This is a genomic window from Terrisphaera buseokensis, from assembly GCF_047521145.2.
Classification (GTDB): Bacteria; Verrucomicrobiota; Verrucomicrobiia; order Opitutales; family Opitutaceae; genus ER46.
Genome location: NZ_CM134186.1, coordinates 1,153,489 through 1,178,061 on the forward strand (window position 1 = coordinate 1,153,489; position 24,573 = coordinate 1,178,061).

Here is a 24,573-nt window from a genome sequence, read left to right on the forward strand (position 1 = left end):
CATCGCTCAGAAACTGAATGTGTTCGTCAGGATGAACTGCCGCGGATCCTGGTAGCGATACGTGATCGGCGCGAGTGTGCGCGGGTGCGTGTTGTTCACGATCAGTTCGCGCTGATCGAGGACGTTGTTGACGTTGAGCTGGACGTTCCAGCGCACGCGGCGCTGCAGGATCGGGAGCGAGTAGCTCAGCTGCAGATCGTATACGTTCTGATCCTTGGCGTTCACCGTGGACACCTTCTCGATCACGCGGCCGTTCCACGTATCCGTGAAATCGGAACCCGCGGTGGTCGTGTAGTCGGTGCGGGCGCCGGCGACGCGACCGAGCCGCAGCCGCGTCCCGCCGCCGACGGAGAAGCCCTTGAGCGCGCCCTCGCGGAAATCGTAGCGCGTGCGGAGATTGATGTTGTGCAGCGGGTCGCCCACGAAGCGCTTGCCCTCGAAAACGTGCGGGTTGTCGAAGAACAGCTGCTCGGTGTCGGCGATCGCCTCGTTGATGCTGTCGGTGTTGGCGGTGAAATCACCGGTGCTGGCAATCACCGCGGCGGTGTTCCAGTTGACGGCGCTCGGCGCGAAGTCCACGCCCGGCGTGTTGGCGTTCTGCGTAATCGAGTAGTCGCCATATTTCTTCCAGTACGCCTTGTGGTGATCGATGTAGGCGCGGTACTCGGGCGCGATGTTCGAGCGGGTGGTGTTGTTCTTGGAATAGTTCACCGACACGGACCAGCCGGCGACAATGCGACCGACCACTTCGAGTTCGAGACCGCGGCTCTCCGAATCCTGCGTGTAACCCTGCACCTGATTCATCACTTCCGCCTGACGACGCGCGAACGCCGTCTCCTCGGCATTGAGCCCGCCGGAATTGGCGAGCGCGTTCCAGATATTGACCGGGTTGCCTTTGTTGAAACCGGAGAAGCCGAACTCGCGCTGTGACACCGTGTGGAATTTCGTCGCGGTGACGAAGATACGGTTGTTCAGCAGCGTGAGCTTGAGCCCATAGTCGGTCGTCTTGCCCGAGGGCGACGGCACGAGATCGGCGATGGTGGTCTTCCGCGGATCGGCGGGCGTGATGTAGTTCGTCCCCGGCGTGCTGATGCTGTTCGAGGTGTTGAAGAATGCCGACAGCCACGGCGTGACGTGCACAACGCCGCCCAGCGTGCGCGTCTGGCCACTGAAGATGATTGGCGCGGCGGTCGACGGATCGGCCGGGGTCCACACGCCGGTGTTGGGCGCGATGGCCTCGCCGGCGGGATCGCGGAAGGCGACGCCGACGCGATTCTTCAGCCGATCCTTGCGGTAGCCAAACGTGCCGACGACGCGGTTCTTGAGGAGGAACGCCTGCGCGACGCCCATGTACGCACCGGTCTCACGATTCGCGTAGCCGATATTGCCCTGCGAACGGTTGAACTCGTGCATGTAAATGTCGGATACGGCACCGGTGCGCGGATCCTGGTATTTCGTCGCGCCGGAGAGATCCCGGGGACCGGGAATGCGAAAGTTCGGATCGTTGAGCAGGCTGAGATCGCTGATGTAGAAGCGTTGAATGGCCTGGTTGGCGCTGTTTTCCGGCGTGGGATTGAAGACGCCCCCACTGGTCAGCGACGGGCCCTTCAGGAAATACTGCTGGAGGATCTCGCTGCGGGATTTCGATTCGGACATCTCGCCGAGGCCGGCGACGCGGAGCCGCACGAGTTCGCGCAGGCTGCGCTCGTAGGAAAGCGTCACCCGCCCCTGGTTCACCTGCGCACTCGAGGGCCGGTGATCGGGCGAGACGTCGAAATAGTACAGCTGATCGGCGGGCTTCAACTGGCCGGTGGGCAGGTAGCGGTTGGTGTCGACGGCGACGCCATAGTGATTCCACGTCGCGAGATTGTGCGTGTCGCTGCGGCTCGTCTGGCGGTTGAAGGCGACCTCGACGTTGAGGTCCCGCAGCAGCTCGCGTTGAAAGAATGCCGAGGCATTGTTCACGCGCGACGCGCCGCGGACCCAGTTGGCCTCGAGCACGGCATCGGGATTGCGCCGGCCCATTTCAAAATCGTTGGAAAGATTTCCGCCGGTGGGCGATTCGCTGTAGGTGAACTGACGGTAGTTCTGGGCGAACGGAAAACGATCGCTCACGACGATCCAGTCGCCGCCGGAGCGCTCCTGCACGCCGATGATGTTGGTGTTGCCCGTGTCGCGGATTGGTGTGCCCGGCGTGCCGGCGGCACCGGTGCCGGGCGTGCCGGGGACGTACGTGGCGGCGAAGTTGTTGAAGATCGGCTGACCGCTGGTGTCCCAGGTCGACTTCAGGTCGTTGGCAAAGAACGGCCGCGGCACGAACCGGTTGATCTCGCCGCGTTCATACTCGACGCGGACCGTCGTCCTGCGATCGATCTGCCATTTGGCCGCAAGGAAAACGCGGTCTTGATCGTTGTGACCGGCGGCGCGCCACGACGACTCGCGGCCGCGCAGCACGACCGCGCGCACGGCGAGGACGTTCTTGATCGCGGCGAGATTGGCGTCCGCGACCCAGCGCTGCCCGCCCCACGAATCGGTGCGGCTCGTCAGGCTGTAGGCGTTCTTGTTCACCAGTGCCTGCTTGCTCGAAACATTGATTTTCCCGGCGGGCGAGCCGAAGCCAAAGAGAATGGAGTTGGGCCCGCGCGACACCTCGAGGCTTTCGGTCATGTACAGGTCGACCTCGCCCGGCGCACCGAAGAAGTTGATGCTGCGGCCGCCACCGGGCAGGCCGCGAATGCGAATCGAGCGGACGCCGTCGTTGTAACCATCGGCGACGGGGCCCGCGGCGCGGGCATCGTCGGTTTCAATGCGCGTGCCGACGCCGTATTCGATCGCGCTCTCGATGTTCGTCGCGGCGATGTCACGCAGAAACTCCGCGGTCATCGGACTGATCGCGGCGGCGACGTCCTTCAAATTTGTGCGCAGCCGCGAACCCGAAAGCGTGTCCTGGCCCGCGTAGCCGGTGTCCTGCGTGGCGCTGACTTCAAACGGCGAGAGGGTGATCGTGGCGTCGGCCGCGGGCGTGGTGGTCTTCGACGAGGGCGTCGTGACCTGACCATGAACGGTCGGGAGCGCGAGGAGCGCGGCCAGAACGGTGGTTCGCACGAGCGAACGCGAAACGACACGGGTAGGGGTGGAGGTCATGGCGGAGGGAAACGTTTCGCCGGCGGGGATCAGAGGCCCGAGGGTAGGGCGGGCTCCGGCGTCCTGACGTTTGGAATTTGCCGGCTGCGGGCAAACGGTATTTTGGTTTACGTCAACTATCGCATGAGTGTCCGTTCCATCGCGCGTGAGCTGGGCGTGTCGCCGACCGCCGTTTCCCTGGCCTTGAAGAACAGTCCGCGGGTTTCGCCGACACTGCGGGCGGAGGTGCGGCGGGCCGCGCGCGAAAGCGGCCATGTGCCGAACGCGCGGCTGACCGAACTCATGCGGGAGGTGCGGCGTTCGGGCGCGCCCGCGTATCGCGCGACCCTTGGCCTGATCTCGTTGTTTCCCGAAGAGAAGCCTTGGACGGAAAATCCGACCTACGGCCATCTCGCGCTCGTGCGCGACGGGATGCGCACCCGGGCCGAGGCCTACGGCTACAAACTCGAGGATTTCTGGGTGAAACGGCCCGGGCTCACCGCCGCGCGCCTGCGGACGATCCTCGACGCCCGCGGCGTCCGCGGTCTGCTCTGCCTCGGGAGCCTCGATCCGGAGGAACGGTTTCCGGCGGCGCTCAACAAGTTCGCGGTCGTGACGCATGCGGCCAGCATTCCCGATCGGCTGCACCGCGTCGTGAGTCACTTCGCCGCAGATGCGCGCACGCTGTTCGAGGAACTGCTCGCGCGCGGTTACTCGCGTCCGGGCCTCGTGATTCTCGCCTCCGGCGATCGTCGCACCGATCATCTCTATTCGGCGGCGTTTCTCGGTCACCAGGAGCGCAAGTTTGCGTCGCCGCCGGTGCCGATTCTGCGCGCCGAGCGCTGGAACGAGGCGGAGTTTGCCGCATGGTTTTCCCGGCACCGGCCGGACGTCGTGGTCCTGCACCAGTACGACACCTATCTCGCGGCGACGATGGCGTACCTCGCGCGGCAGCGGTTGAAAGTGCCGCGGGATGTGGGCATCGCGCTGCTCGACAAGAATCCCGACCGCGCGCGCTACTCGGGCATCTGCCAGGACCCGACGCTCATGGGCGCAGTCGCCACAGAGATGCTGCTCGGACGACTCCTGCTCAGAGATTTTGGTGCACCGGCCTGCCCCAAGGTGGAACTGGTCCAGGGCCTGTGGAACGAGGGCCGGACGCTGCGCAAGGCCGGCGGACGGCGGCGGTGAGCCACGGCCTTTCACTCGGAACTCGGCAGGAGACCTCCCGCGAATCACGCGAACGGACGCGAATGTCGGAGGAGGTAATCACAACTCGTCGTTGCGGCTTCTCCGTGGAGCGGGCGAATGTCTTGTCTTCTGATTCGGATCGATTCGCGTGATTCGCGGGCAATCCAACTGGTCCGCCCTATCGCGTCGGCGCGGAGAGCACACTCGAACGGGAGTTGTTCGCCGGGACTTGATCGACGGTGCCGATGGGATTCACGAGGCGGGTCTTGAACGCGAGGCTGCCGGCGGACTTCAACGTGGATTCGTTGACGGGCACCGTGGTGACGTAGGATTCGCCGGCGGCGAGGCCCGGCAGCGGTTGCGTGGACGTCGTCGTCCCGACGCTGACCTCGAGCGCCATGCCGCTGATGGTGCGGCCGCTGCGATTCTGGATCACGAAGGCCATCTGGCCGCTGGCGGGATCGTACGAATGGCTTGAAACGGCGGTGTCGACGTAGGCTGGATTGGCGCGGTTGAGCGCCGTCGCCAGATTGATGATACCGTGGCCGTACGCAGCATCGACGCCGGGCGGGCCGCCGTCGTTGGCCGTGAGCACGAGGAGATCGGCAGCCTGGCGGGCCGAGAGATTGGAGTTCTGGGACATCACCGCGGCGATGGCGCCGGATACGAGTGGCGCGCTGGCGGAGGTGCCGTCGACGTACACGCGCCGGCCGTCGAGCCACGCCGTCTGGACGCCATATCCCGGGGCGGTCAGCTGGAGCTGGTCGCCGGAGTTGGAAAACGAAACCTGCTGTTCCGCCTTGTCGATGGCGCCGACCGAGACCACGCGGGCATCGGCCGCCGGCCAGGCGAGTTGAGCCGCCTGGTCGTTGCCCGCGGCGGCGACGATGAGCGCGCCGCGTTGCGTGGCGTAGGTGATCGCGGCGTCGAGGACTGGTCCGGTGGAGTAGCCGCCCAGACTGACATTGATGATGCTGGCACCGGCGTCGGTGGCCGCAACGATCGCGCGCGAGACCGTGAACAGATCGCTCACGCCGGACGTGTCCGTAACCCGGATACTCAACAGATTCGCCGCCGGGGCCACCCCGCCCGCATCGGACGCTGCGCCCGCGGCGAGGGCCGCCACTGCAGTGCCGTGGCCGTCGTCGCTGCCATTGCCGGGCGACGATCCCAACCCGAGGTCGAGCGTGCGCACGCGGCCGCTGCCGAACGTGGCGTCACCGGCGATGCCCGTGTCGAGGATCGCAATGGTCGTCCCGCGCCCCCACGCGCTGCGATCGCCGGTGGCGCCGAGGAAAGCGAGCGTGTCGTTGCCGAACGGCACCTGGTTGATCGCGGCGCGATCCTGCTTGGCGGGCGGCTGCGGAATGCCGATGAGGCCGTTGGCCGCGACGCCGGCGTAGTCGGCGGTGTTTTCCAGCAGATCGCGTTGCAGGGCGGAGAGGGAGTCGAGACCGACGCGGACGGCGCGCAGGCTATTGAGTTGCCCGAGAATGGGGAGACCCGCTCGCTTCGCGCGGTCGAGAAAGCGCTGCAGTGCGTCGTCGTCCTTGAAGGCCAGCACCGCCTCGCGTTCGCGCGCCCGGCCGCGGGCGAGGTCACTGGCGAGCTGCTTGAACATGGCCCGTTGCTCGGGCGACAAGCCCCCCAGCGCATCGGTCCCGGGCGTTGACGGCGGCAAATCACTGGCGGGGCGGGTCCGATCCGCGGTGCGCGTCGGCGGCGGTTCGGCCGGATGGTCGGGGGCCGTACCTTGACGCCACAGCCACAGGATCAACCCGCCGCAGGCGAGCGCCACGGCGAGGATCAGGGCGTTGAAGGACGTCGGCTGGCGCATGCGGGATTATGACGACCTTGGCGGCGGGAAGTTGTGTCGAAATACTCTGAAACGAGCGGGGATGGTCGTGAAGACGATCTCCCGCGAATGACGCGAAGGGACGCGAATATCAGCAGAGAGAAATACTCGGACGACTGAGGGTTCCTTGTCTTTCCCATTCGCGTCTCTTCGCGTGATTCGCGGGCCAGACTCACTTTTACCCGCTACGGGATCGGCTGTCCGTGATCGGTTGCCGGCTCCCACACTTTTTCCCTGAGGATCGCTTCGTCCGGCGGGCAGCACTGCTCCTCGAGCTCCTTCAAATTGAGCTGCAGTCCCTTCAGTTCGCTGCGCCATTGTGAAGCGAGCGGATGATCGCCGGCGAGCGCGACCAGTTCGCTCCACGCGGCGACCGCCTCCTTTTCGATCAAGGTGGCGGCGACGAGCTCGGCGAGGCGGAGCGCGCGTTTGAAGAGGTTGAGGTGGACGCTGGCGATCAGGCGGCGGGCGTGGAAACGCGCGAGATGCGCGGTCCGGCGTAGTTCTGAAATCGTGGCGGCCTGTTCGGAGGACGGGGCGGTGCCGGCAGCGGCGGTTTCGGCGGCGCGGACGTGCGCGAGCAGGGCGTCAGCCGCCGCGTCGAGCCAGCGACTGGTGTCGGCCGGCGTGTGTTTCGCCGACGTCTCGCCTTTCAGGATACGGCGCGAGGCGTCGGCTGCGCTTTCAAACCGTGCGCGATCGGCGCCGGGATTGTTCGCATAGTCCTGCAGATTCACGCCGAGGCTGGTGCGCCACGCGGCGTCGGCCGGCGGCGAGGGCTGGTCAGGATACGCCGCGGCCACGATGACCGCCGCGACCTCGCTGGCGCGCTGGCGGGCCGCGGTGAGCGCCGCGTCGCCCGATCCGGCCGCAGCCGCGTTGAGTGCGGTGACGGTAATCCAGAGGCAGGCGGCGAGGACGGAAAGGTGCGGGCGAAACATGGCGGCAGTCCGGCGCGAGCCGGGTCGCGCGTTCATGAGGCCGCTTAGGGCGCGCTGCAATGCTGCAGGCCGGCCGCTGGGCGGGGCGGGTGGGGCGGCGCATTTCACGCGTGACGGCCTGCGCGCACGCCCGTTCGATGAGGGCGATGAAAACACCCCTCGGTTGGTCGCTCACCTGGATCGTGCTGGGCTTGCTGGCGCCCCTGATGGCGCAGTCGGCGAAGCTGCCGTTGCCGCGCGGCGACGCGGTGGCGCTCGGTTTCGATCCGGTGCGGCTGCAGCGCCTCGATGCGGTGATTCAGGATTACGTCGATCGGAAACAGATCGCCGGCGGCGTGATGTACGTCGCGCGCGACGGCAGGACCGCGCACCAGCGCGCGTACGGGAAGCAGGATCTCGAGGCGGGCACGCCGATGGCGACCGATGCGATCTTCCGCATCGCCTCGATGAGCAAGGCGGTGACGAGCATCGCCGTGATGATGCTGTACGAGGAGGGAAAGTTCATGCTCCACGATCCGATCGACCGTTACATTCCGGCGTTCAAGAATTCCGTCGTGGCGGTGCCGCCGCCAAAAGGATCCGCGCCGGGCGTGAAGTTCGCGACGGAGAAGGCGAAGCGTCCGATTCAAATTCGCGACCTACTGACGCACACCGCCGGCCTCACCTATGGCAGCGGCCCCGCGGCGGAGTTGTACAAGGAGGCGAAGCTCTCCGACTGGTATTTCGCCGACAAGGACGAGACGCTGGAGACGGCCATTAACCGCCTCGGCAAGCTCCCGTTGCACGGTCAGCCGGGCGAGGTTTACCAATATGGTTTTTCCACCGACGTGCTGGGCCGTCTCGTGGAAGTGGTGTCGGGCCTCCCGCTCGATCGCTTTTTCGCGGAGCGGATTTTCGGCCCGCTGAAGATGGTCGACTCGTGCTTCTTCCTCCCGCCGGAAAAAGAGTCGCGGCTCGCCAAGGTATACGGCCTCGAGCAAGGCCAGTTGGTGATCGGCGATCAAGGCCACTACGTGCGCGGCCCGCGGAAATGTTTCTCAGGCGGAGCCGGCGTGCTGTCGACGACCGGAGACTACGCGCGGATGCTGCAGATGCTGCTGAACCACGGCGAACTCGAGGGCGTGCGGCTGCTCAGTCGGAAGTCGGTCGAGCTCATGCACGCCAATCACACGGGTGACCTGTACCGGAAGGACACGAGCGCGTTCGGCCTCGGCTTCTGGGTGAACAACGATCTCGGCTATTTCGGCGAACTCGGGAGCGAGGGCGCATACGGCTGGGGCAGCGCGTACTTTCCGCAGTACCTCGTCGACCCGAAGGAACGCATCGTCGCCCTCTTCATGACTCAGCACCGCCCTTCCGGTGGCATCGATCTCAATCAGAAATTCAAGGTGATGATGTATCAGGCGCTGGTGAAGTAGGAGGACGAGGGGAGTTGAGAGTTGAGGGCTGAGTGTTGAGAGACCAAATCGGCAATGCGCTCGAAAGGTTCGCAGCGTTGCGACGTGCAGTCTGGTCCTCGCATTCTTTCTCTCAACCCTCACCTCTAAACTCTCAACTGCGCGTCAGCGCCGGCGCGGGCGCGCGGCGTGCGGCGCGGTGCAGCTGCCACGAGTTCCACAGATTGTGCCACACGACGTAGAACGTGGGGCCGAGCGCGACGAGCGGGCTCGCGTACGTGAGCGCCAGATAGATCGTGAACGTCGTGTTCTTCTGCCCCAGCGCCTGACTCGCCTCCGCAGGAAAATCACGGCCGCCGATCACGCGGCCGAGCGCGAAACTGACCACGCACACGACCAGCGACATCGTCGCGATGCCCGCGAGCACGCCCAGCGGCGCATCCGTGTGCTGGCGCAGAAAGTCGGACGCGTTCGACGTGATCAGGAACATCGACGCCACCCACATGCCGAACGAAACGTTGCGGAGACGCGCCGGCCAGGCGGCCGCGCCGGGATGTATCATCCGCACCAGCCAGGCGGCGATCATCGGGACAAACACGACGAGCCCGACGCTGGCCGACACTTGGGCAAACGCTTCCGGCGTGGGGCGGCCGAGGACCACGGGCAGCAGCAACGGGAGCAACGCGGCCACGCTGATGTTGGTCAGGGCGAACGCCGCGACGACGTACTCCACGCGTCCGTGCAGGAAACTGATGATCACTGGCGCCGCGATCGCCGTCGGCGTGATGCCGCAGAAGAAACCCGCCAGCGCGATGTCGCGCCCGCCCAGCCACAGCCCCGCGCCCCACGCGGCAAACGCGATCCCGATGTTCGCCGCGAGCAGCACGAGATGACTGCGGTGTAGCGCCGAACGCGATACGCGGGTCTGCAGGAAGACGAGGAAGAGCATCGTCATGACCAGCCAGCGGATCGCCCACGCCAGGACATGCGCCTGCGGCAGCAACGCCCCCAGGGTGATGGCGGAGAGAATGGCGGCGGTGCGGGCGAATCCTTTCACGAGACGAAGGACGGGCACGCAATAGAGCGCCGCGACCCGACGCAACCATGGGTTCGGCGTCGGTAGCGCTTACGGCACGTCGTACACTTCGACGATCGCGACGCCCGTCGTGCCCGCGACGCCGCTGACTTGCACCGTGTAGCTGCCGGGTTGCAAGGTGGCGACGATCGCGGCGTCGCGCGAAGTGGCGGGGAGCGCGAACGCCCCGACCTGCGTGAACGCGGCCGTCAGTTCCGCTGTGCCGCCCCAGTTGTCGTTGCCGCCGATCACCGTTTGGCCGGAGAACAGCTGGAGCTGCGGATCCGCGACCGCGCCGGCGACGTTGAACGGCGCGGCGCCGATCGTCGGTCCGACCGCCCGGATGAGAACTTTTTTCGCGCCAGCGCCGTCGATCACAAAACCGACGGTGAGCCCGGTGCCGAGCGCCTTGAGCACGGAGACGTTCACGAGTCGCGGCGTCGTGGCCGTCATCGCGGTGGACGCGGTGGAGTCGTAGAGCTCCGCGATGACGGTGCCCGTGCCGTTGCCGGAGGCGGAGACGCGGACCGAATTGTCGCCGGCGGCAATACTGGCGAGGACGGCGGCGTCGAGTGACGCCGGGCTGAAATACGCGAAGGCACCCACGGCGGCGAACGCGTTGCTCAGTGTGGTCGTGCCGCCCCAGTTGTCGTTCTCGCCCGTCTTGGTGGAGCCCGCATAGGTCTCCAGCTTCGGATCGCCGAGCGATCCGCCGATGTTGAACGGTGCCGCGCCAAGGGTCGGGCCCGCGGCGCGAATGAGAATGGGTTTGGTGCCGCTGGTCCCCGCGCCGCCCACGACGTAGCCCATGGTGAAGTTGTCACCAGCGGTGGCGATGGACGTGAGGATCGAGAGATTGGTCAGTCGCGCCGTGGATGCGCCCGTCGGCGGAGAGCCGGCTTCCGCCGCACCCGGACTGCCGTTGACGGCGGCCGACGCGCGCCAGGTCGACTTCTCCTTCCAGTCCTGCGCGCCGGTGGTGGCGGGCGCGGTGACGACGATGGAATTGCCGCCGCCCGAGGCTGACGGGTACCACTCCGGTTCAAAACGGAAACGCAGGATGTGAACGTTCCACGGCGACGGCAGCGTGAGCGCGAGCGTTTCGCCGGTGTTGTCGAGTCCGCCGTTGTAGCCGCCGGGTGCCATCACGCCCGCGGCACCGGGATAGCGCGACAGGAACGTGCTGCGATCGTTGACCACGACGATGAAGGCGCCGGCCGCGAGCGTCGTGCCGGCCGGAAACGTGTAGTCGAGGCCGTTCGTGAACCGCACGCCGCTGAGATCGAGCGCCGCGGTGCCGATGTTCTGCAGTTCGATGAATTCATGGCTGCTCGAATTGTTCGCTGCCGCCGGCTGGTACATGATTTCCGTGATGCGCAGGTTGTTCAGCAGCGCCGTGTAGGCGGCGGGCAACGGCGTCTGGTTCGAGATGCCCGGTGTCGGGATCGGCAGCGTCACGAGCGTCGCGGAGCCGTCGGGACTGCGACCGCCCGAGACGTCGCGCGCCTGCGACAGGACGGCGACCTGATCGATCCGCTCATTGTTCTCGCCGGACAATGTGATCGTCTCGCGATCACCATCGAGGCCGAAGACGAAGTCCGCGCCGTAGAGCGGCACAAACCCGGCGGCATCGACGAAGCTGAGCGCGGGAAAGGTGAAGCGGTTGAGCTGCGTGACGTCGTCGGTGAGTCGCACGCCGCCAATGGCGACGGGCTGCGCCGCGGGGTTGAAGAGTTCGATCAAATCGTGATCGAGGCGGAACGTGATCTTGCCGGCCCACTCGTTGATCGTGATCGCGGCGGGACTGCCGAGCGGCACGGGCGCGGCGTTGGCGGCACCGGTGGTCGGGGTCGTCAGGGCCCAGACGTTCGCGGCGGCGCCGGTGCGCGACAGCGAGTAGTTCGGAATCTGAAAACCGAATACGATGGCATCGAGCAGCACGCCGCCGTTGGCCGGATTGTCGTGGAGCCGGACCTGATCGCCCTCGGCGTCGAGCGCAAAGCCCGTATGCAGACCGGGTGCGGTGGTGGCGGTGTCCGCGTAGACGACGAGATAGCCGCCCGCCGGGATGTTGGTGCCGGCGGGGAAGACGTACTTTCGCGGCAGCGCGGGATCGTCCGTGAGACTCTTGCCGGAAAGATCCGCGGCCGAGCTGCCGGCGTTGTGCAGCTCGATAAGGTCGGGAAACGTGGCGCCGTTCGCGATCCGCGTGTTGCTCGCGAGCACTTCATTGATCCGCACGGCCGGAGTCGTCGGGGTCGTGAACGTCGCCGTGCTGGTCGGCACCGCTCCGACCGTTCCTGCGAAGCCGGCTGCCGCGAGGCAGAGCGCAAGTTGCTTGGAACGAGAATGAAGGCGGTGATTCATGGCGTCTCGGAGTGATCGGCCCGGGGGCGGTCGGACTACAGCAAAAGTTTCGATCTGGTTCGTTACGATTCGACTTGGGCCCGCCCCTTGACTTGGCGCACAAGTGAGTGACCGTTGGCAGCTTGTTTGGTTCGTCTCCACGCGCATTCCGCGACGGCTTTCACCCCGAAGTTGTTACCCACCCACCCATGAATAAAGCGACGTTATCCGTAGCATTCGTCCTGCTGGCCCTCGGTTTCACCCCGGCCGGAGTCCGCGCCGGTCTCACGACCGACATGAAAGAAGGCAAACCCGCGATCAAAACGATGAGCCAGCTGGCCTTTGGGCCGGAAGGCGTGCTCTTCATCGCGGACACCAAGGCGGCGGCGATTTTTGCCGTTGCGACCGGCGACACGCAACCCGCGACGGACGCCGCGAAAATCACCGCCACCGCCATCAATCAAAAGGTGGCCGCGCTCGCCGGCACGACCGCGGATCAGATCGTGATCGAGGATCTGGCGGTCAACCCGATCTCGCGGCAGGCCTACCTCGCCGTTTCGCGCGGGCGCGGGCCGGATGCCGTGCCGTTGCTCGTGCGGGTGAAGGCCGACGGCCAGCCGGAGCTGGTGTCGCTGGAGAAAGTGCGTTTCTCGCGCGCGGAGCTGCCGGATCCGGCGGCTGACGCGGTTGTCGGCGAAGGCAAACGGCAGTCGAACCGCCGGCTCGAGGCCATCACCGACATCGCGTACACGGACGGCAAACTGCTCGTCGCGGGTCTGTCCAACGAGGAGTTCGCGTCGACGCTCCGCGTGATTCCGGTGCCGTTCAAGCAGGTCGCGCGCGGGACCTCGGTGGAAATTTATCACGGTGCGCACGGCGGCTACGAGACGCGCGCGCCGGTCCGGACGTTCGTCCCCTACAAGGTGGGCGAAAAGGAACACCTGCTCGCCGCGTACACGTGCACGCCGCTGGTGCAGTTTGCGCTGAGCGACCTGAAGCCCGGCGCGAAGATTCAGGGCAAGACGATCGCCGAGTTCGGCAACGGCAACCGCCCGCTGGACATCATCGTTTATCAGCAGGCCGGAAAAGACTTCCTGCTGCTCGCCAACAGCTCCCGCGGTGTGATCAAGGTGGCGGCCGAGCAGATCTCAGGCGAAACGCCGGCGATCACGTCGAAGGTCGCGGACACCAAGGGCCTGAAATTCGAGAAGATTGCGTGGGAAGGCGTGAAGCAGCTCGACCGGCTGGACGGTCGGCACGCGCTCGTCGTGCGCACCGGCGCCGGCAACGCGCTCAATCTTGAGACCCTCGCGCTGCCGTGATCGTCCGGACGGGGCGCACGCGCGTGCGCCGCGCGGACTCGAGCGAGTGTGATCCGGGTCAGGAATGCCACCTGGGACCGCGACCGCCCTCGGTCGCTCCGGGCCGGTTGCGACCGAGGGCGGTCGCGGTCCCAGGCAGTGCCGTCCCAGTCATAGCCTGGTTCCTCGGCCTCGCCCTCTTCGGCGCGGCCTGGGCGCAGCCGTACGCGATTCACTGGCGCGCGGACGCCACGCCTCCAGCGGTCGAAGTCACCGGCCTGTCAGCCGAAACCGTGCAATCGCTCCGGCCTGACTCGCGCACCGAGGCCGACTGGGCCGCGGTGTTCGCCGTGTTTGCGGAGCAGGGCGGCGACGCGGTGATGCCGCCGATGGTGGGACGCTGGAGTGCGGCCGGCCAGGTGATCCGCTTCGAACCGCGGTTTCCGCTCGCCCCGGGTCTGCGTTATCGCGCCGAGTTCCGTCCGGGCGGCGCCGCTCCCGTGATCGCCTACTTCGCGCTGCCCGCCGATCGCACACCGCCCACGACGTCGGTCGTGCAGGTGTATCCCAGCGCGACGGTGCTGCCGGAAAACCAACTCAAGTTCTACGTGCAGTTCTCGTCGCCGATGAGCCGCGGGGGCACGTACGAACACATTCACCTGCGCGACGCCGCGGGGCAGGCAATCGACCTGCCGTTTCTCGAACTCGACGAGGAACTCTGGGATCCGTCGATGACGCGGCTGACGCTCCTGATCGATCCCGGCCGGATCAAACGCGGCGTGAAACCGCTCGAGGACATCGGGCCCGTCTTCGAAACCGGCAAACGGTACGCTCTGATCCTGGACGCGACGTGCCGCGATGCCGCCGGCCGGCCGCTGCGCGCGGCCTTCGCGAAGACGTTTCAGGTGGGGCCGGCGGATCGGACGCCCCCGGATCCGCAGCGCTGGAAGATCACGCCGCCGGCGGCGGGCACACGCGCGCCGCTGACGGTGGAGTTCGACGAGCCGATGGATCAGGCGCTCGCGTTGCGCTTGATTGACGTGGTCAACGCCGCGGACGGTGGGATCGCGCAGCGCGGCGAGGCGACCTTGGAAAACGAAGAGCGACGCTGGCGCTTCGTACCGGAACGCCCGTGGTCCCGCGGGGTCCATCGCCTGACCGTGGCCACGACCATCGAAGATCTCGCGGGAAACAACATCGGCAAGACGTTCGACGTGGATCTTGCGGCCGGCGCGAAGCGTCGGGTCGGAGATGCGCACGTGAGCGTGCCCTTTGAAGTGCGATGACATCCTCCGGGAGCGCAGGCGTCCCGCCTGCGCTCCCGATATTTTCCCCTGACCCCATGCACTCGCTCATTCGTTTCATCCCGGCCGCGATCGTCGCGGCGTTGTGGTTCACCGCGCCGATCCACGCGCGCGTCGTCGGTCGCGTCCACGCCTTTGCTCCGGCCGGCCAGGCCACGGTGAAGATCGAAGTCACCGGCGGCCCGATCATCTACATCGATCCGACCGGGTTCACCACGTCGCCGGCGGACGCCGACATCATCCTGCTCACGCACAATCACGGCGATCATCAATCCGTCGCGGTGATCAATCGCGTGCGCAAGGCGAACACCGTCCTCGTGTCGTCGCCGCCCGGCGTGCCGGCGTTGATGACCAATTTCGCCGGCACCACGATTCACGCCGTCACCCCAGGGCAGAAACTCACGCTCGGCGGCGTGGAGATCGAGACGGTGCCGATGTACAACGTCGTCAAAAACAACCACCCGCGCGCGCTGAACTACGTCGGCTACGTCGTGAATGTCGGCGGCGTGCGCGTCTATCACGGCGGCGACACGGAACGGTTTCCCGAGATGAAGACGTTCACGGCGGACGTCGCGATGCTGCCGCTCGGGCAGACGTTCACGATGAACAGCGTGCAGGAGGCGGCGGATGCCGCACTCGATGTGCGCGCGCGGATCGCGATACCGATCCACTGGGGACTGGCCGAAGGCACGCTCGCCGACGCGAACCAGTTCGCCACGTTGCTGCGCGATCGCATGGACGTCTTCGTGACCACCGGCCCGAATGGCGTGCCGCTGGAGATTTCCGAGACGATCGCCATCGCCGAGCATCCGGCCAGCCAGACGCTGGCGCCGGGCGCGGCGGCGGCGTTGAGCGTGCAGGCGTCGGGCACCGGCGCGCTGCGTTACCAGTGGCGCCGGAACGGCGTGGCGCTCGTCGGCGCGACGGCGGCGACGCTTCCGATCGCGCGCGCGGCGGCGGACAATGCCGGCGACTATGAAGTGATCGTGACGGATGCCAACGGCCCGCAACGCAGCCGGATGGCGCGGCTCGCGGTCGAGGCGCCGCAACCGGGACGGCTCGTGAATCTGTCCGTCCGTGCCGCCGCGCGCGGGCCCGGCGCGCCGCTGATTGTCGGGGCCGTGGTGGCCGGAGGTTCGAAATCGGTGCTCGTCCGCGGCATCGGTCCGGGACTGGCGGGCTTTGGTGTCACAGGGACGGTGATCGATCCGCGGCTGGACATTCACGGCGTCGTGAACGGTCGCGACACCATCGTGGCGTCGAACAACGACTGGGGCGCGGGGGGCGCGGCCGCGGCGTTGCGCACGACGTTTGCCGCGGTGGGCGCGTTCGATCTGGCGGATACGACGAGTCGCGACGCCGCGCTGGTCACCACGCTGGACAACGCGCGGACGGTGCACGTTTCCGATGCGACGGAACGCACGGGCGTCGCGCTCGTGGAGCTCTACGACGCCGATCCGACCAGTCCGTCGCGGCTGGTGAATCTCTCGGCGCGCAACTTCGCCGGCACGGGCGACGGCACGCTGATTGCCGGGTTCGTCATCAGCGGCAACGTGCCGAAACGGCTCCTGATTCGGGGCGTCGGCCCGCGGCTCGCGGCAGGATTCGGCGTCACCGGGGCGCTCGCCGATCCGAAGGTGGAATTGTATTTGAGCGAGGGCGGACGCAGCACGCTGTTCGCGGCGAACGACAACTGGGCCGAAGTGGGTGCCGCGCCGGTGCGGGCGGCCTTCGTGGCCGCGGGCGCGTTCGATCTGCCGGATGCGGCGAGCCGCGATGCCGCGATGGTGGTGACCGTGCCGGCCGGCGCTTACACTGCCCAGCTCTCGGGCGTGGGCAACGCGACCGGCGAGGCGCTGATCGAGATCTACGAATTGCCCTAATAGTAGGGCGGGCATCCTGCCCGCCTCCGAGGCAGGCGGCACGCCTGCGCTCCCGGGAGCGAATCGCGACGTGATTAGGTCCGTCGTTGATGGCGACGATTGCGCAAGAGCGCGGGCCTCCGGCCCGCATCGCTTGCAGGCAGGATGCCTGCGCTACTATGCGGACGGTGCCGGGATCGGTGCGGTGTCGATGGGAACGCCTCTGTGGTAGGGCGGGCATCCTGCCCGCCTCGGAGGCAGGCGGCACGCCTGCGCTCCCGAGAGCGAATCGCGACGTGATTGGGTCCGTCGTTGATCGCGACGATTGCGCAGGAGCGCAGGCCTCCGGCCCACATCGCTTGCAGGCAGGATGCCTGCGCTACTATGCGGACGGCGCCGGGATCGGTGCGGTGTCGATGGGAACGCCTGTGGTAGGGCGGGCATCCTGCCCGCCCCGGAGGCAGGCGGCACACCTGCGCTCCCGGTGTCACTTCGCGAGGAACAGGTCGCTCTGCACCAGCGCGTGGACGAGGCTGCGCACGCCGTAGGCCTGGGGCTGCGCAGCCTTCACGATCGCGTCGATCTGAGGGCGATCGCTGAAACGCACCGGCGCGCCGGTGGCGTAGATCGCTAGCTGGCGGGCGAGGTTGCCGGCGACCTGCGCTTCGCTGGCGAGGATGAGCTGCTTGAACTCGCGCACATTCGCGAACGGGCGGCCGTCGGGCAGTTCACCGGCGGAGTCGACGGGCAGACCGTAGTGCCACTCGAAGGGTTGACCGTTCTTGCCCAGGCCCTTTTCCCCGGGCTTGTCCGGTGAGACGCCCCGGTAGCGGTCGCGCCATGCGCCCATGACGTCGAAACTCTCCAACGCGAAGCCGGGCGGATCCATCTTGCGATGACACGCGGCGCAGCTGGCGTCGGCGCTGTGCTTCGCGAGCTGCTGGCGGATCGTGACGGCGCCGCGGATATCGGGCTCGACCGCCGGCACCGCGGCCGGCGGCGGCGGAATCTCGTAACCGAGGATGCGCTCGACGATCCACTTGCCGCGCAGCACCGGTGACGTGGTCGTGCCGTTGGCGGTCACCTTCAGGATGCTCGCCTGCGTCATCAGTCCGCCGCGCGGGCTTCCGGCGGGCAGGGCGACGCGCCGCATCGCCGCGCCGGATACGCCGGGAATGTCGTAGTGGCTCGCGAGCCGGCCGTTCAGGAAAGTGAAATCCGACTGCACGAGATTGCGCGCCGGCAGATTCTCCCGCAGCAGCGCCGCGAAGAACATCTGCGTTTCCGCCAGCGCCGCCTCGGTCAGCGCGTCGTCGAGATAGTAGTCGTTGTAGAGCGTGGTCGACGGCGTCGTGTCCTCGATCTTCCGCAGATCGATCCAGTAATCGAGAAACGCATCCACGAACCGTCGCGCCTTCGGGTCGGCGAGCAGTCGCTCGGTCTCGGCGCGCAGGACGTCGGGCCGGTGCAATTCCCCGCTCGCGGCCAGCGTGCGCAGCCGCGCGTCCGGTTCCGAATTCCACAGGAACAGCGAGAGGCGCGTGGCGAGGGCGAAGTCGTCGAGCCGGCCGGGCTTTTCGTCGAGGAAGACGAAGCCCGGTGACGCCAGCACCGCGGTGTAGCTGGCGATCATCGCCTCGGTGAAACTCAGGCCGGCCTTCGTGCGATCGTCGAAGAGCGCGAGGAAGCGTGTGACCTCGCCCGCTCCGACGGGCCGCCGGTAGGCGCGGGCGACGAAGGCGTTGAGCAGGTTCTCCGCGTCGCGACGGGGATTCTTGGATACGACTTCCACCGCGACGTCCTCGAGCGGCACGATGCGCTGGCCGGCGTTGCGGCCGCCATCGCGACGTTCGCCGCGCGCGACCACGGACAGCGTCACGCCGCCGACTTTTCCCGCTGAAACTTTGCGCACCGGCAGGTCGCCAAAGAGCAGGCGATACCCGGCGGTGGTGGTTTCGTCGTAGAGCGGGCCTTCGACTTCCATCCAACGGAACGCCACGCTCGGCGCGCCTTCGGGCGTCATGTGCGGGTTGCGGAAATTGTTTGGCCGCGAGCGGTACAGGCGCGACGCATCCGGCACGAGCGTTTCATTCGCGAGCAGCCAGACCTCGCCGATGTCATGGACCGTGGGTTCGGGCGTGAGATCAAACTCGCCGACGCGGCGGTTCATGATGCCGTTGCGCGTGTAGACCGTGACGGGTTCGTCCCGTTTGCCGGGCGAAATGCGATCGTAGTTCGGGACGTTGGGATTCGGCTGACGGGGCGTGCCGGTTTTGTCGCGCTCGTTGGCGAAGCGCATCGTGATTCCGCCGGGCGCGGCCCACAGCGTGTAGCCGTTGAAACGAATCCGGTAGCGTCCGGCGACCGGCGCGCGAAAGCCGTCCCAGCGGTACGTGAACCCGGTCACGTAGTTGCTCGAGACCCAGCCGACGGCCTCGAGGTCCCGGGTCTTGGGGTCGGCGTCACCGACGGTGAGCGGCACGCGGCCGAAACGGACGTCGGGCTGCGCGGTGGATCCAATGACCGGATACGTCATCCGGTCGGGCGAACTGTTGAAGCTGTTGGGCGTGAACTTGCTCGTGAGGGTGCGCTGATCGCGGGCGTAGTAACGCTGCGTCGTGGTGGGCGGGCGCTCGAGTTGTCCGCTCAGGATCTGGCGAATCGCGTAGTCGGCGGCGGCCATGTAGCGCGCCATGTGCACGTGCGAAACGTCGAGCGCGTCGCCGATTTTGTTGAAGCGATGCGCTTCACCGTCGTCGGGAAACTGGCCCTTGATCTGCAGCCAGGGCGCGTTGAACAGATCGCGCAGGGTGTTCTCGTATTCGTAGCCGTTGAGCCGGCGGCGGGTGGCGCGGCCTTCGCGCGCGATTTTTTCCCGCTCCTGCTTGGTCAACGTCGTGGCCAGCGACTGCAGGAACGTCGTCGTCTCCGTCCCATCCGGCCGGGCCTTCTCCTTGGGCGGCATCTCGCCGGCCTGCAGCCGGTCGTGCACCTTGACCCACGTCTGGAAATTCGCGGCGTCGCCGGGCGCAAACGCCAGTGTGGTCAGGTCGAGGCCCGCCTCCTTGTCGATGTCGTTATGGCACTTCGCGCAGTACTTCTCGGTGAAATCCGCCGTGAGCGGCGCCGCGGGCGCGCCGAACAGGGACGCGGCGGCGACGTGGGCGAGAGCGAGGGCGACCCAGGCTGCGCGCTTCATGCCAGGTCGAGTCCGCGCATGGTGCCGGTGGACGAGGCGAAGCGATCCTCCTCGATGCCCATGCGCTGCAGCATCGAAACAAAGAGGTTCGGCAGCGGGTAATTCTGCGCCGTGTCGAAGCCGAGATGCTGGCCGTGCTTGAAGCCGCCGCCGGCGAGAATCGTGGGCATGTTGAAACACGTGTGCTGGTTGGCGTCACCGAAGTTGGAGCCGTACAGCACCATCGTGCGGTCGAGCAGCGCCTCCTCGCCCTCGCGCACGGCCTTCAGGTTGCCGATCAGATCGGCGAGCAGCTTCATGTGCAGCTCGTCGATCGACTTCAGCTGCGACCGCTTCTCGGTCGATTTCCCGTGGTGCGAGAGGTTGTGGTAGCTGTCCGTGATCTTTGTATCCGGAATTTCGAGCACCGGGGAGGTGACGCTGTCGAGCATCAGCGTGATCGAGCGCGTGGAGTCCGTTTCAAACGCGAGCCGCGCGAGATCGTACATGACCTTCACCTTTTCCATGTACGCGGCGGGGCTGGCGGGATCGACGGGCACGGCCGCTTTCACGACGGGCTTCGGTTTCTTCTCCCAGCCCCGTGACGCCTGGAGCCGGTTCTCCAAATCGCGCACGCTGGTGAAATACTGATCGAGCCGGTCGCGGTCGCGGGCTGTGACGCTCCGTTCGAGTTCCTTCGCCTGGCCGGCGATGGTGTCGAGGATGCTGCGGCCGGTATCCAGTTTTCGGATCTGGGCCTCGACCTGCGCGGGCGTGCCCTGGATGAAGAGCTGTTTGAACACGTCCGCGGCCTTGTCCTCCGGCGGAATTGCCACGCCGGTGCCGGTCCACGACAGGCTGCGCGTGCGGGTGTTGACGCCGAGCGTGAGCGACGGGAAGCGGGTCAGGATGCCGATGCGTTCCGCGATGTGCTGGTCGAGCGAGATGGTGTTGCGGAACGAACTGCTGCCCGGGTGCGGCGCCGCGGTGAGGAAACAGATGTCGGCCGGGTGTCCGCCGTCGACGTTCGGGTGCGACACGCCGCTGAACACGCTGAAGTCCTGCCGGTGCTCCTGCAGCACCTGCAGATAGGGGGACGGCTTGTAGTCGCGGCCCTTGCCGGTCGGGAAAAATAGATCGGGCAGCAGGCCGAGGTTGTTGCAGATGCCGAGCATCCGGCGCGGCTTGGCGCCCGGCGCGAGCGGCGACGACGATGACGCGGCGCGGGCGAACGTCGGCAACATCGACTCGAGAAACGGCAACGACAGGGCGATGCCCGCGCCCTGCAGGAAGCGGCGCCGGGACAGCGCGCGGCGGGTCGAAACAAAGGGGGCGCTGGACGACGGCTGGGGAGAGTGGGACATCGGGAGTGGGGGTGAATCGTACGATCAGTCGCACCCGCTGAGGTGGTCGTTTCGCAGGCTACAATGGGCTCGCGCCCGCGCAAATCGCAAGCCCGCGCCCGCACGAAAGAGCTTAGCGCCGACGGCCAGGCCAGGTGTCGATGCGCTCCCAGAATTTGTCCTGCCGGCCGCCGTAGTATGAGTCGAGAATCGTGTCCATCACGCGGGTCGTGCGGCGCGCGGAGGCTCCCGTGCTTGGGCACGGAGCGCGACCGAGGAGATCGTCGACCACCGACTGGATGAGCGGCTGCTGGACGTGCGGCGGATGCTCGATCGTAAGCACCTTGGCCCCGGCGGCGGTCACGAGCCGGACGGGCGCGTTTTCGAAGACGGAAAACTCTATCTGGCCCTCGGTGCCGTTGATGCGAAACGTGTCGTGCCGGACCTCGGACGCGAAATTCCACTGGGCCGTGCCAGGCACGCCCTCCGCCGTCGTGAACGATGCGCTCACGGCGTCCTCCACGCTGTATCCGGAAGCCAGACACGCCGCGTTGCCTGCGATGTGGCCGAGCGGGCCGAAGAAGTGATCCATCAGATCAAGCGTGTGGGAACCGAGATCGAGGAAGTGGCCGCCGCCGGCCGTGGCCGGAGTCGTGCGCCAGCCGGCGTCGCGCCGGTGATACGGTTCCGCCTGGAAATAATGCACGCCGGTGACCGTGCCCACGGCCCCGAGGTCGAGGAGTTCCTCGACGGCCCGGAAGCGCGGCAGCATCCGGCGATAGTACGCCACAAACAAGGGCAGGCCGCGGCTCGCGAACGCCGCGATCATCGCGTCGCACTCCGCGGTGTTGCGCGCCATCGGCTTCTCGACGTACGCGGGTTTGCCGGCGGCCGCCACCTGCAGCGCGCAATCGAGGTGCGCATCGGGCGGCGTCGCGATGTAAACGGCGTCGACCTCCGGATCGGCGATCAGCGCCGCCGTGGTGTCATACCAGCGCGGCACATTGTGGCGGCGGGCGTAGTCGGCGGCGCGCGCGCCGTCGCGGCGCATCACGGCCACGAGTTGGGAGCGCTCCGCTTTGTTAAAGCCGGGACCGCTCTTGATCTCCGTCACATCGCCGCAGCCGATGATGCCCCAGCGCACGCTCCCGCGATCACGCAAAAATCCCGGGGCAACAACGTGGGTGGCGGAGGAATCGGGCGGGGCCATGCGAAAACCGCAGTCAGCATCACGGCGTTCGGGTTGTCGATACTGTGCCACGCCTCGGGGCGGGCGAGAATTTCGGTGGCGTCGCCGCCGCGGGCGGCTTTGCGTCGTGTCCTCGGATCCAAGGTCGATCCGGCGCTGTGTTTCCCTCCCGTCGACGCCCCGTTCACCCCAACCGTTTCGCCATGCAAGGTTCCCGCTGGTTTCTCGTCGTCTTGTTCTCGGTGTTGATCGCCCGCGCGCAAACGCCGCCGCTGTCCGAGTCGGTCCCGATCGATTTGTCCGGTGTCGTGGCTGAGGCAGGCGTCACGATTCAGCGAGGCTCACCCGGGCTGCGACTGACCTGGCCGGTGGGTCCGGACGAGCGCGGCGAAATCCTCTTCAACCTGCAGCCGAATCGTCCGCTGATCGAACGGCTGGCGATCGGCGCAGGCGCGGCTGGTTCGGAGACATTTACCGCGCTGATGCAACGCGTGGATCCCGTGACGCTCCTGACGGTGGGTGAACGCGACCTGCGCAATCCGGCCGGCTGGGTGGCGTTCTTCGACAACCCGCCGCTGCGCGCCTATCAAACCGTCCCGGCCGTCTTGAAGAAGGTGTCGGTGGAGGTCCGCACCGCGGGTTCGCGCACGCTCGTTCGCATCGGGGACGTGACGGCCGGCGCGTTTCGGGGCGTGCTGGAGTTCACGGTCGTGCGCAACTCTCCGCTCGTGCACGTCGAGACCGTGCTCAGTACCCGCGAGGAGGGCCGGGCGATACTCTACGACGCCGGTCTGGTCAGCCCGGCGCCCGACTGGCCGTCGTTGGCCTGGCGGGACGTGAAGGGCGCGTTGCAGCGCACGCCGGTCGACGTGCGCCGGGTGGTCGCGCCGTTGCACGTCCGCGGTCGGACCGTGGTGGCGGAGGGTCGGGACGGCGGATCCGTCGCGGTGTTTCCCGCGCCGCACCGGTATTTCTACCCGCTCGATTTCGCGGATAATCTGGGCTTCGCGTGGCAGGGCACCTCGGGCAACGCCTTGTTGCGCGGCTATGGTTTTGGCATCCGGCAGCCGCCGGAAGGCGACCGCCGCTGGGTGCCGTGGGTCAACGCCCCGCCGGGAACGGCGCAGCGTCTCGGTGTATTCTATTTTCTGTCACGCGCCGGGGCGGAACCGACGCTCGAGGCCGTGGCCCGTTTCACCCACGGCGATCGCTATCGCAAGCTGGCCGGTCACGTTACGTTCTCGAGCCACTTTCACATCGAGCACGCGCTCGAGTTTCTGCAAGCCCGCCAGCGCCAGGCCACGCGCGGCGTGCCGAGCGGGCTCGAACAGCCCGGCTTCGTGAAGACCTTCAAGGCCCTCGGGGTGGACATCGTGCATCTCGGCGAATTCCACGTGGGCGGCACGTCGCGACTCGCGGCGAACGATCGCCTGGTGCAGTTGAAGGCCCTGCACGACGAATGCGCGCGTTTGTCGGATGGCGAGTTGCTCGTGCTGCCGGGCGAGGAGCCCAACGTGCACCTCGGCGGGCATTGGATGAGCTTTTTTCCGAAGCCGGTTTACTGGGTCCTCAATCGCGCGCGCGACACGCCGTTCGTCGAGGAGGTGCCCGGCTACGGCAGGGTCTATCATGTCGGCAGCGCGGACGACGTGCTCCGGCTGATGGAGCAGGAGCGCGGCCTGATGTGGACGGCCCACGCGCGGATCAAGGGATCGCGGACGTTTCCGGACGTTTATTGGGAGACGCCCTTCTACCGTTCCGATCGGTTCCTCGGCGCCGCTTGGAAGGCGATGCCCTCCGACCTCTCGCAGCCGCGCCTGGGCGCGCGCGTGCTCGACCTGCTCGACGACATGGCCAACGCCGGGTTGCGCAAGCATGTCCTGGCCGAGGCGGACCTGTTTCGCATGGAGCCCGACTATGAGACGTACGCGCATATGAATGTGAACTATGTGCGGCTTGAGCGCGTGCCGCGTTTCGGCGACGGTTGGCTGCCGCTCCTCGAGGCTTTGCGCAGCGGCAGGTTTTTTGCGAGCACCGGCGAAGTGCTGATCCCCGACTTCACCGTTGGCGGCAGGGAGAGCGGCGCCGTACTTAGAAAGGAAGCAAGCCCGGGCGCCGGCGGCACGGCCGAGCTCGTCGCCGCGCTGGAGTGGACGTTCCCGCTCGCGTTCGCGGAAATCATCACGGGCGACGGATCGACGGTGCAGCGGCAGCGCATCGACTTGGCGGATACCGAGGCCTTCGGCCGTCGCACCCTCCGGGCCGAGGTGCCATTGGCCGGCCGGAAATGGGTGCGCTTCGAAGCGTGGGATCTCGCCGGCAATGGCGCGTTCACCCAGCCAGTCTGGATTGAATAGTCGGCGCGCGAGTCGGCTGGAGTCGACGCGCTCCGCGGGCGGCCAGCCGCCGACGGCCGCCGCCCATGTGCAAAATCGTCAGTCGAATGTGTGTGCCCGGAGCTTCTGTCG

14 protein-coding genes are annotated in these 24,573 nt (G+C 67.0%); 6 read left to right on the forward strand and 8 right to left on the reverse strand.

The annotated features are described in order from the left end of the window. Positions 1-6: 6 nt before the first annotated feature. Positions 7-3,144 carry a TonB-dependent receptor plug domain-containing protein gene (locus tag ACLJEU_RS04145; protein WP_414660832.1) on the reverse strand — a complete coding sequence of 1,046 codons (3,138 nt, stop codon included), beginning with the start codon at positions 3,142-3,144 and terminating at the stop codon, positions 7-9. Positions 3,145-3,267: 123 nt separating this feature from the next. On the opposite strand from ACLJEU_RS04145, the gene ACLJEU_RS04150 reads away from it, so the two are divergent. Beyond that, positions 3,268-4,314: a substrate-binding domain-containing protein gene (locus tag ACLJEU_RS04150; protein ID WP_414660831.1), complete on the forward strand. Its 1,047-nt coding sequence runs from the start codon at positions 3,268-3,270 to the stop codon at positions 4,312-4,314. Between the two features lie 178 nt (positions 4,315-4,492). On the opposite strand, the gene ACLJEU_RS04155 is transcribed toward ACLJEU_RS04150, so the two are convergent. After that, positions 4,493-6,151 carry a S8 family peptidase gene (locus ACLJEU_RS04155; RefSeq protein WP_414660830.1) on the reverse strand — a complete coding sequence of 553 codons (1,659 nt, stop codon included), beginning with the start codon at positions 6,149-6,151 and terminating at the stop codon, positions 4,493-4,495. Positions 6,152-6,354: 203 nt separating this feature from the next. Then, on the reverse strand, positions 6,355-7,146 hold the full coding sequence (locus ACLJEU_RS04160; protein WP_414660829.1) for a hypothetical protein: 792 nt from the start codon (positions 7,144-7,146) through the stop codon (positions 6,355-6,357). A gap of 110 nt (positions 7,147-7,256) precedes the next feature. Between ACLJEU_RS04160 and ACLJEU_RS04165 the strand changes: the two genes are divergently transcribed. Continuing rightward, a complete protein-coding gene (locus ACLJEU_RS04165) occupies positions 7,257-8,528 on the forward strand; it encodes a serine hydrolase domain-containing protein (protein ID WP_414660828.1) in 1,272 nt (423 codons plus the stop codon). Between the two features lie 133 nt (positions 8,529-8,661). Here the strand turns inward: ACLJEU_RS04165 and ACLJEU_RS04170 are convergent, their stop codons facing one another. Beyond that, positions 8,662-9,564, reverse strand: a complete 903-nt coding sequence (locus tag ACLJEU_RS04170; RefSeq protein WP_414660827.1) for a hypothetical protein — start codon at positions 9,562-9,564, stop codon at positions 8,662-8,664. A gap of 69 nt (positions 9,565-9,633) precedes the next feature. Continuing rightward, positions 9,634-11,949 (reverse strand): lamin tail domain-containing protein, encoded by a 2,316-nt coding sequence (locus tag ACLJEU_RS04175; RefSeq protein ID WP_414660826.1) that lies wholly within the window; start codon positions 11,947-11,949, stop codon positions 9,634-9,636. Between the two features lie 188 nt (positions 11,950-12,137). Here ACLJEU_RS04175 and ACLJEU_RS04180 point away from each other — a divergent pair, with 188 nt between their 5' ends. Genes ACLJEU_RS04180 through ACLJEU_RS04190 form a run of 3 tightly spaced genes read left to right on the forward strand, consistent with a single transcriptional unit; the run spans position 12,138 to position 16,416 of the window. Continuing rightward, entirely contained in the window at positions 12,138-13,250 is a 1,113-nt protein-coding gene (locus ACLJEU_RS04180) for a hypothetical protein (RefSeq protein WP_414660825.1), read from the forward strand. Further along, on the forward strand, positions 13,247-14,515 hold the full coding sequence (locus tag ACLJEU_RS04185; RefSeq protein ID WP_414660824.1) for an Ig-like domain-containing protein: 1,269 nt from the start codon (positions 13,247-13,249) through the stop codon (positions 14,513-14,515). The genes ACLJEU_RS04180 and ACLJEU_RS04185 overlap by 4 nt, the downstream gene beginning before the upstream one ends. Positions 14,516-14,571: 56 nt before the next feature. Continuing rightward, on the forward strand, positions 14,572-16,416 hold the full coding sequence (locus ACLJEU_RS04190; protein ID WP_414660823.1) for an MBL fold metallo-hydrolase: 1,845 nt from the start codon (positions 14,572-14,574) through the stop codon (positions 16,414-16,416). A gap of 466 nt (positions 16,417-16,882) precedes the next feature. Here the strand turns inward: ACLJEU_RS04190 and ACLJEU_RS04195 are convergent, their stop codons facing one another. The 3 genes from ACLJEU_RS04195 to ACLJEU_RS04205 all read right to left on the reverse strand — a co-directional run bounded on the left by ACLJEU_RS04195 (position 16,883) and on the right by ACLJEU_RS04205 (position 22,126). Continuing rightward, positions 16,883-19,594: a DUF1592 domain-containing protein gene (locus ACLJEU_RS04195; RefSeq protein ID WP_414660822.1), complete on the reverse strand. Its 2,712-nt coding sequence runs from the start codon at positions 19,592-19,594 to the stop codon at positions 16,883-16,885. Further along, positions 19,591-20,937 (reverse strand): DUF1552 domain-containing protein, encoded by a 1,347-nt coding sequence (locus tag ACLJEU_RS04200; protein ID WP_414660821.1) that lies wholly within the window; start codon positions 20,935-20,937, stop codon positions 19,591-19,593. The genes ACLJEU_RS04195 and ACLJEU_RS04200 overlap by 4 nt, the downstream gene beginning before the upstream one ends. A 112-nt stretch (positions 20,938-21,049) precedes the next feature. Next, the gene (locus ACLJEU_RS04205; RefSeq protein WP_414660820.1) at positions 21,050-22,126 is read right to left on the reverse strand and encodes a Gfo/Idh/MocA family protein; all 1,077 of its coding nucleotides are present in this window, start codon (positions 22,124-22,126) and stop codon (positions 21,050-21,052) included. Positions 22,127-22,308: 182 nt separating this feature from the next. Here ACLJEU_RS04205 and ACLJEU_RS04210 point away from each other — a divergent pair, with 182 nt between their 5' ends. Next, positions 22,309-24,462, forward strand: coding sequence for a CehA/McbA family metallohydrolase domain-containing protein (locus tag ACLJEU_RS04210; RefSeq protein WP_414660819.1), 2,154 nt, complete (start codon positions 22,309-22,311; stop codon positions 24,460-24,462). The last annotated feature ends 111 nt before the right edge of the window (positions 24,463-24,573 follow it).

Excerpts from the sequence above, each read along its gene's own strand:
- ACLJEU_RS04195 (WP_414660822.1), bottom strand. The coding sequence starts at position 19,594 with ATGAAGCGCGCAGCCTGGGTCGCCCTCGCTCTCGCCCACGTCGCCGCC.
- ACLJEU_RS04190 (WP_414660823.1), top strand. The coding sequence starts at position 14,572 with ATGCACTCGCTCATTCGTTTCATCCCGGCCGCGATCGTCGCGGCGTTG.
- ACLJEU_RS04205 (WP_414660820.1), bottom strand. The coding sequence starts at position 22,126 with ATGGCCCCGCCCGATTCCTCCGCCACCCACGTTGTTGCCCCGGGATTT.
- ACLJEU_RS04200 (WP_414660821.1), bottom strand. The coding sequence starts at position 20,937 with ATGTCCCACTCTCCCCAGCCGTCGTCCAGCGCCCCCTTTGTTTCGACC.
- ACLJEU_RS04165 (WP_414660828.1), top strand. The coding sequence starts at position 7,257 with ATGAAAACACCCCTCGGTTGGTCGCTCACCTGGATCGTGCTGGGCTTG.
- ACLJEU_RS04175 (WP_414660826.1), bottom strand. The coding sequence starts at position 11,949 with ATGAATCACCGCCTTCATTCTCGTTCCAAGCAACTTGCGCTCTGCCTC.
- ACLJEU_RS04160 (WP_414660829.1), bottom strand. The coding sequence starts at position 7,146 with ATGAACGCGCGACCCGGCTCGCGCCGGACTGCCGCCATGTTTCGCCCG.
- ACLJEU_RS04180 (WP_414660825.1), top strand. The coding sequence starts at position 12,138 with ATGAATAAAGCGACGTTATCCGTAGCATTCGTCCTGCTGGCCCTCGGT.
- ACLJEU_RS04150 (WP_414660831.1), top strand. The coding sequence starts at position 3,268 with ATGAGTGTCCGTTCCATCGCGCGTGAGCTGGGCGTGTCGCCGACCGCC.
- ACLJEU_RS04145 (WP_414660832.1), bottom strand. The coding sequence starts at position 3,144 with ATGACCTCCACCCCTACCCGTGTCGTTTCGCGTTCGCTCGTGCGAACC.
- ACLJEU_RS04155 (WP_414660830.1), bottom strand. The coding sequence starts at position 6,151 with ATGCGCCAGCCGACGTCCTTCAACGCCCTGATCCTCGCCGTGGCGCTC.
- ACLJEU_RS04210 (WP_414660819.1), top strand. The coding sequence starts at position 22,309 with ATGCAAGGTTCCCGCTGGTTTCTCGTCGTCTTGTTCTCGGTGTTGATC.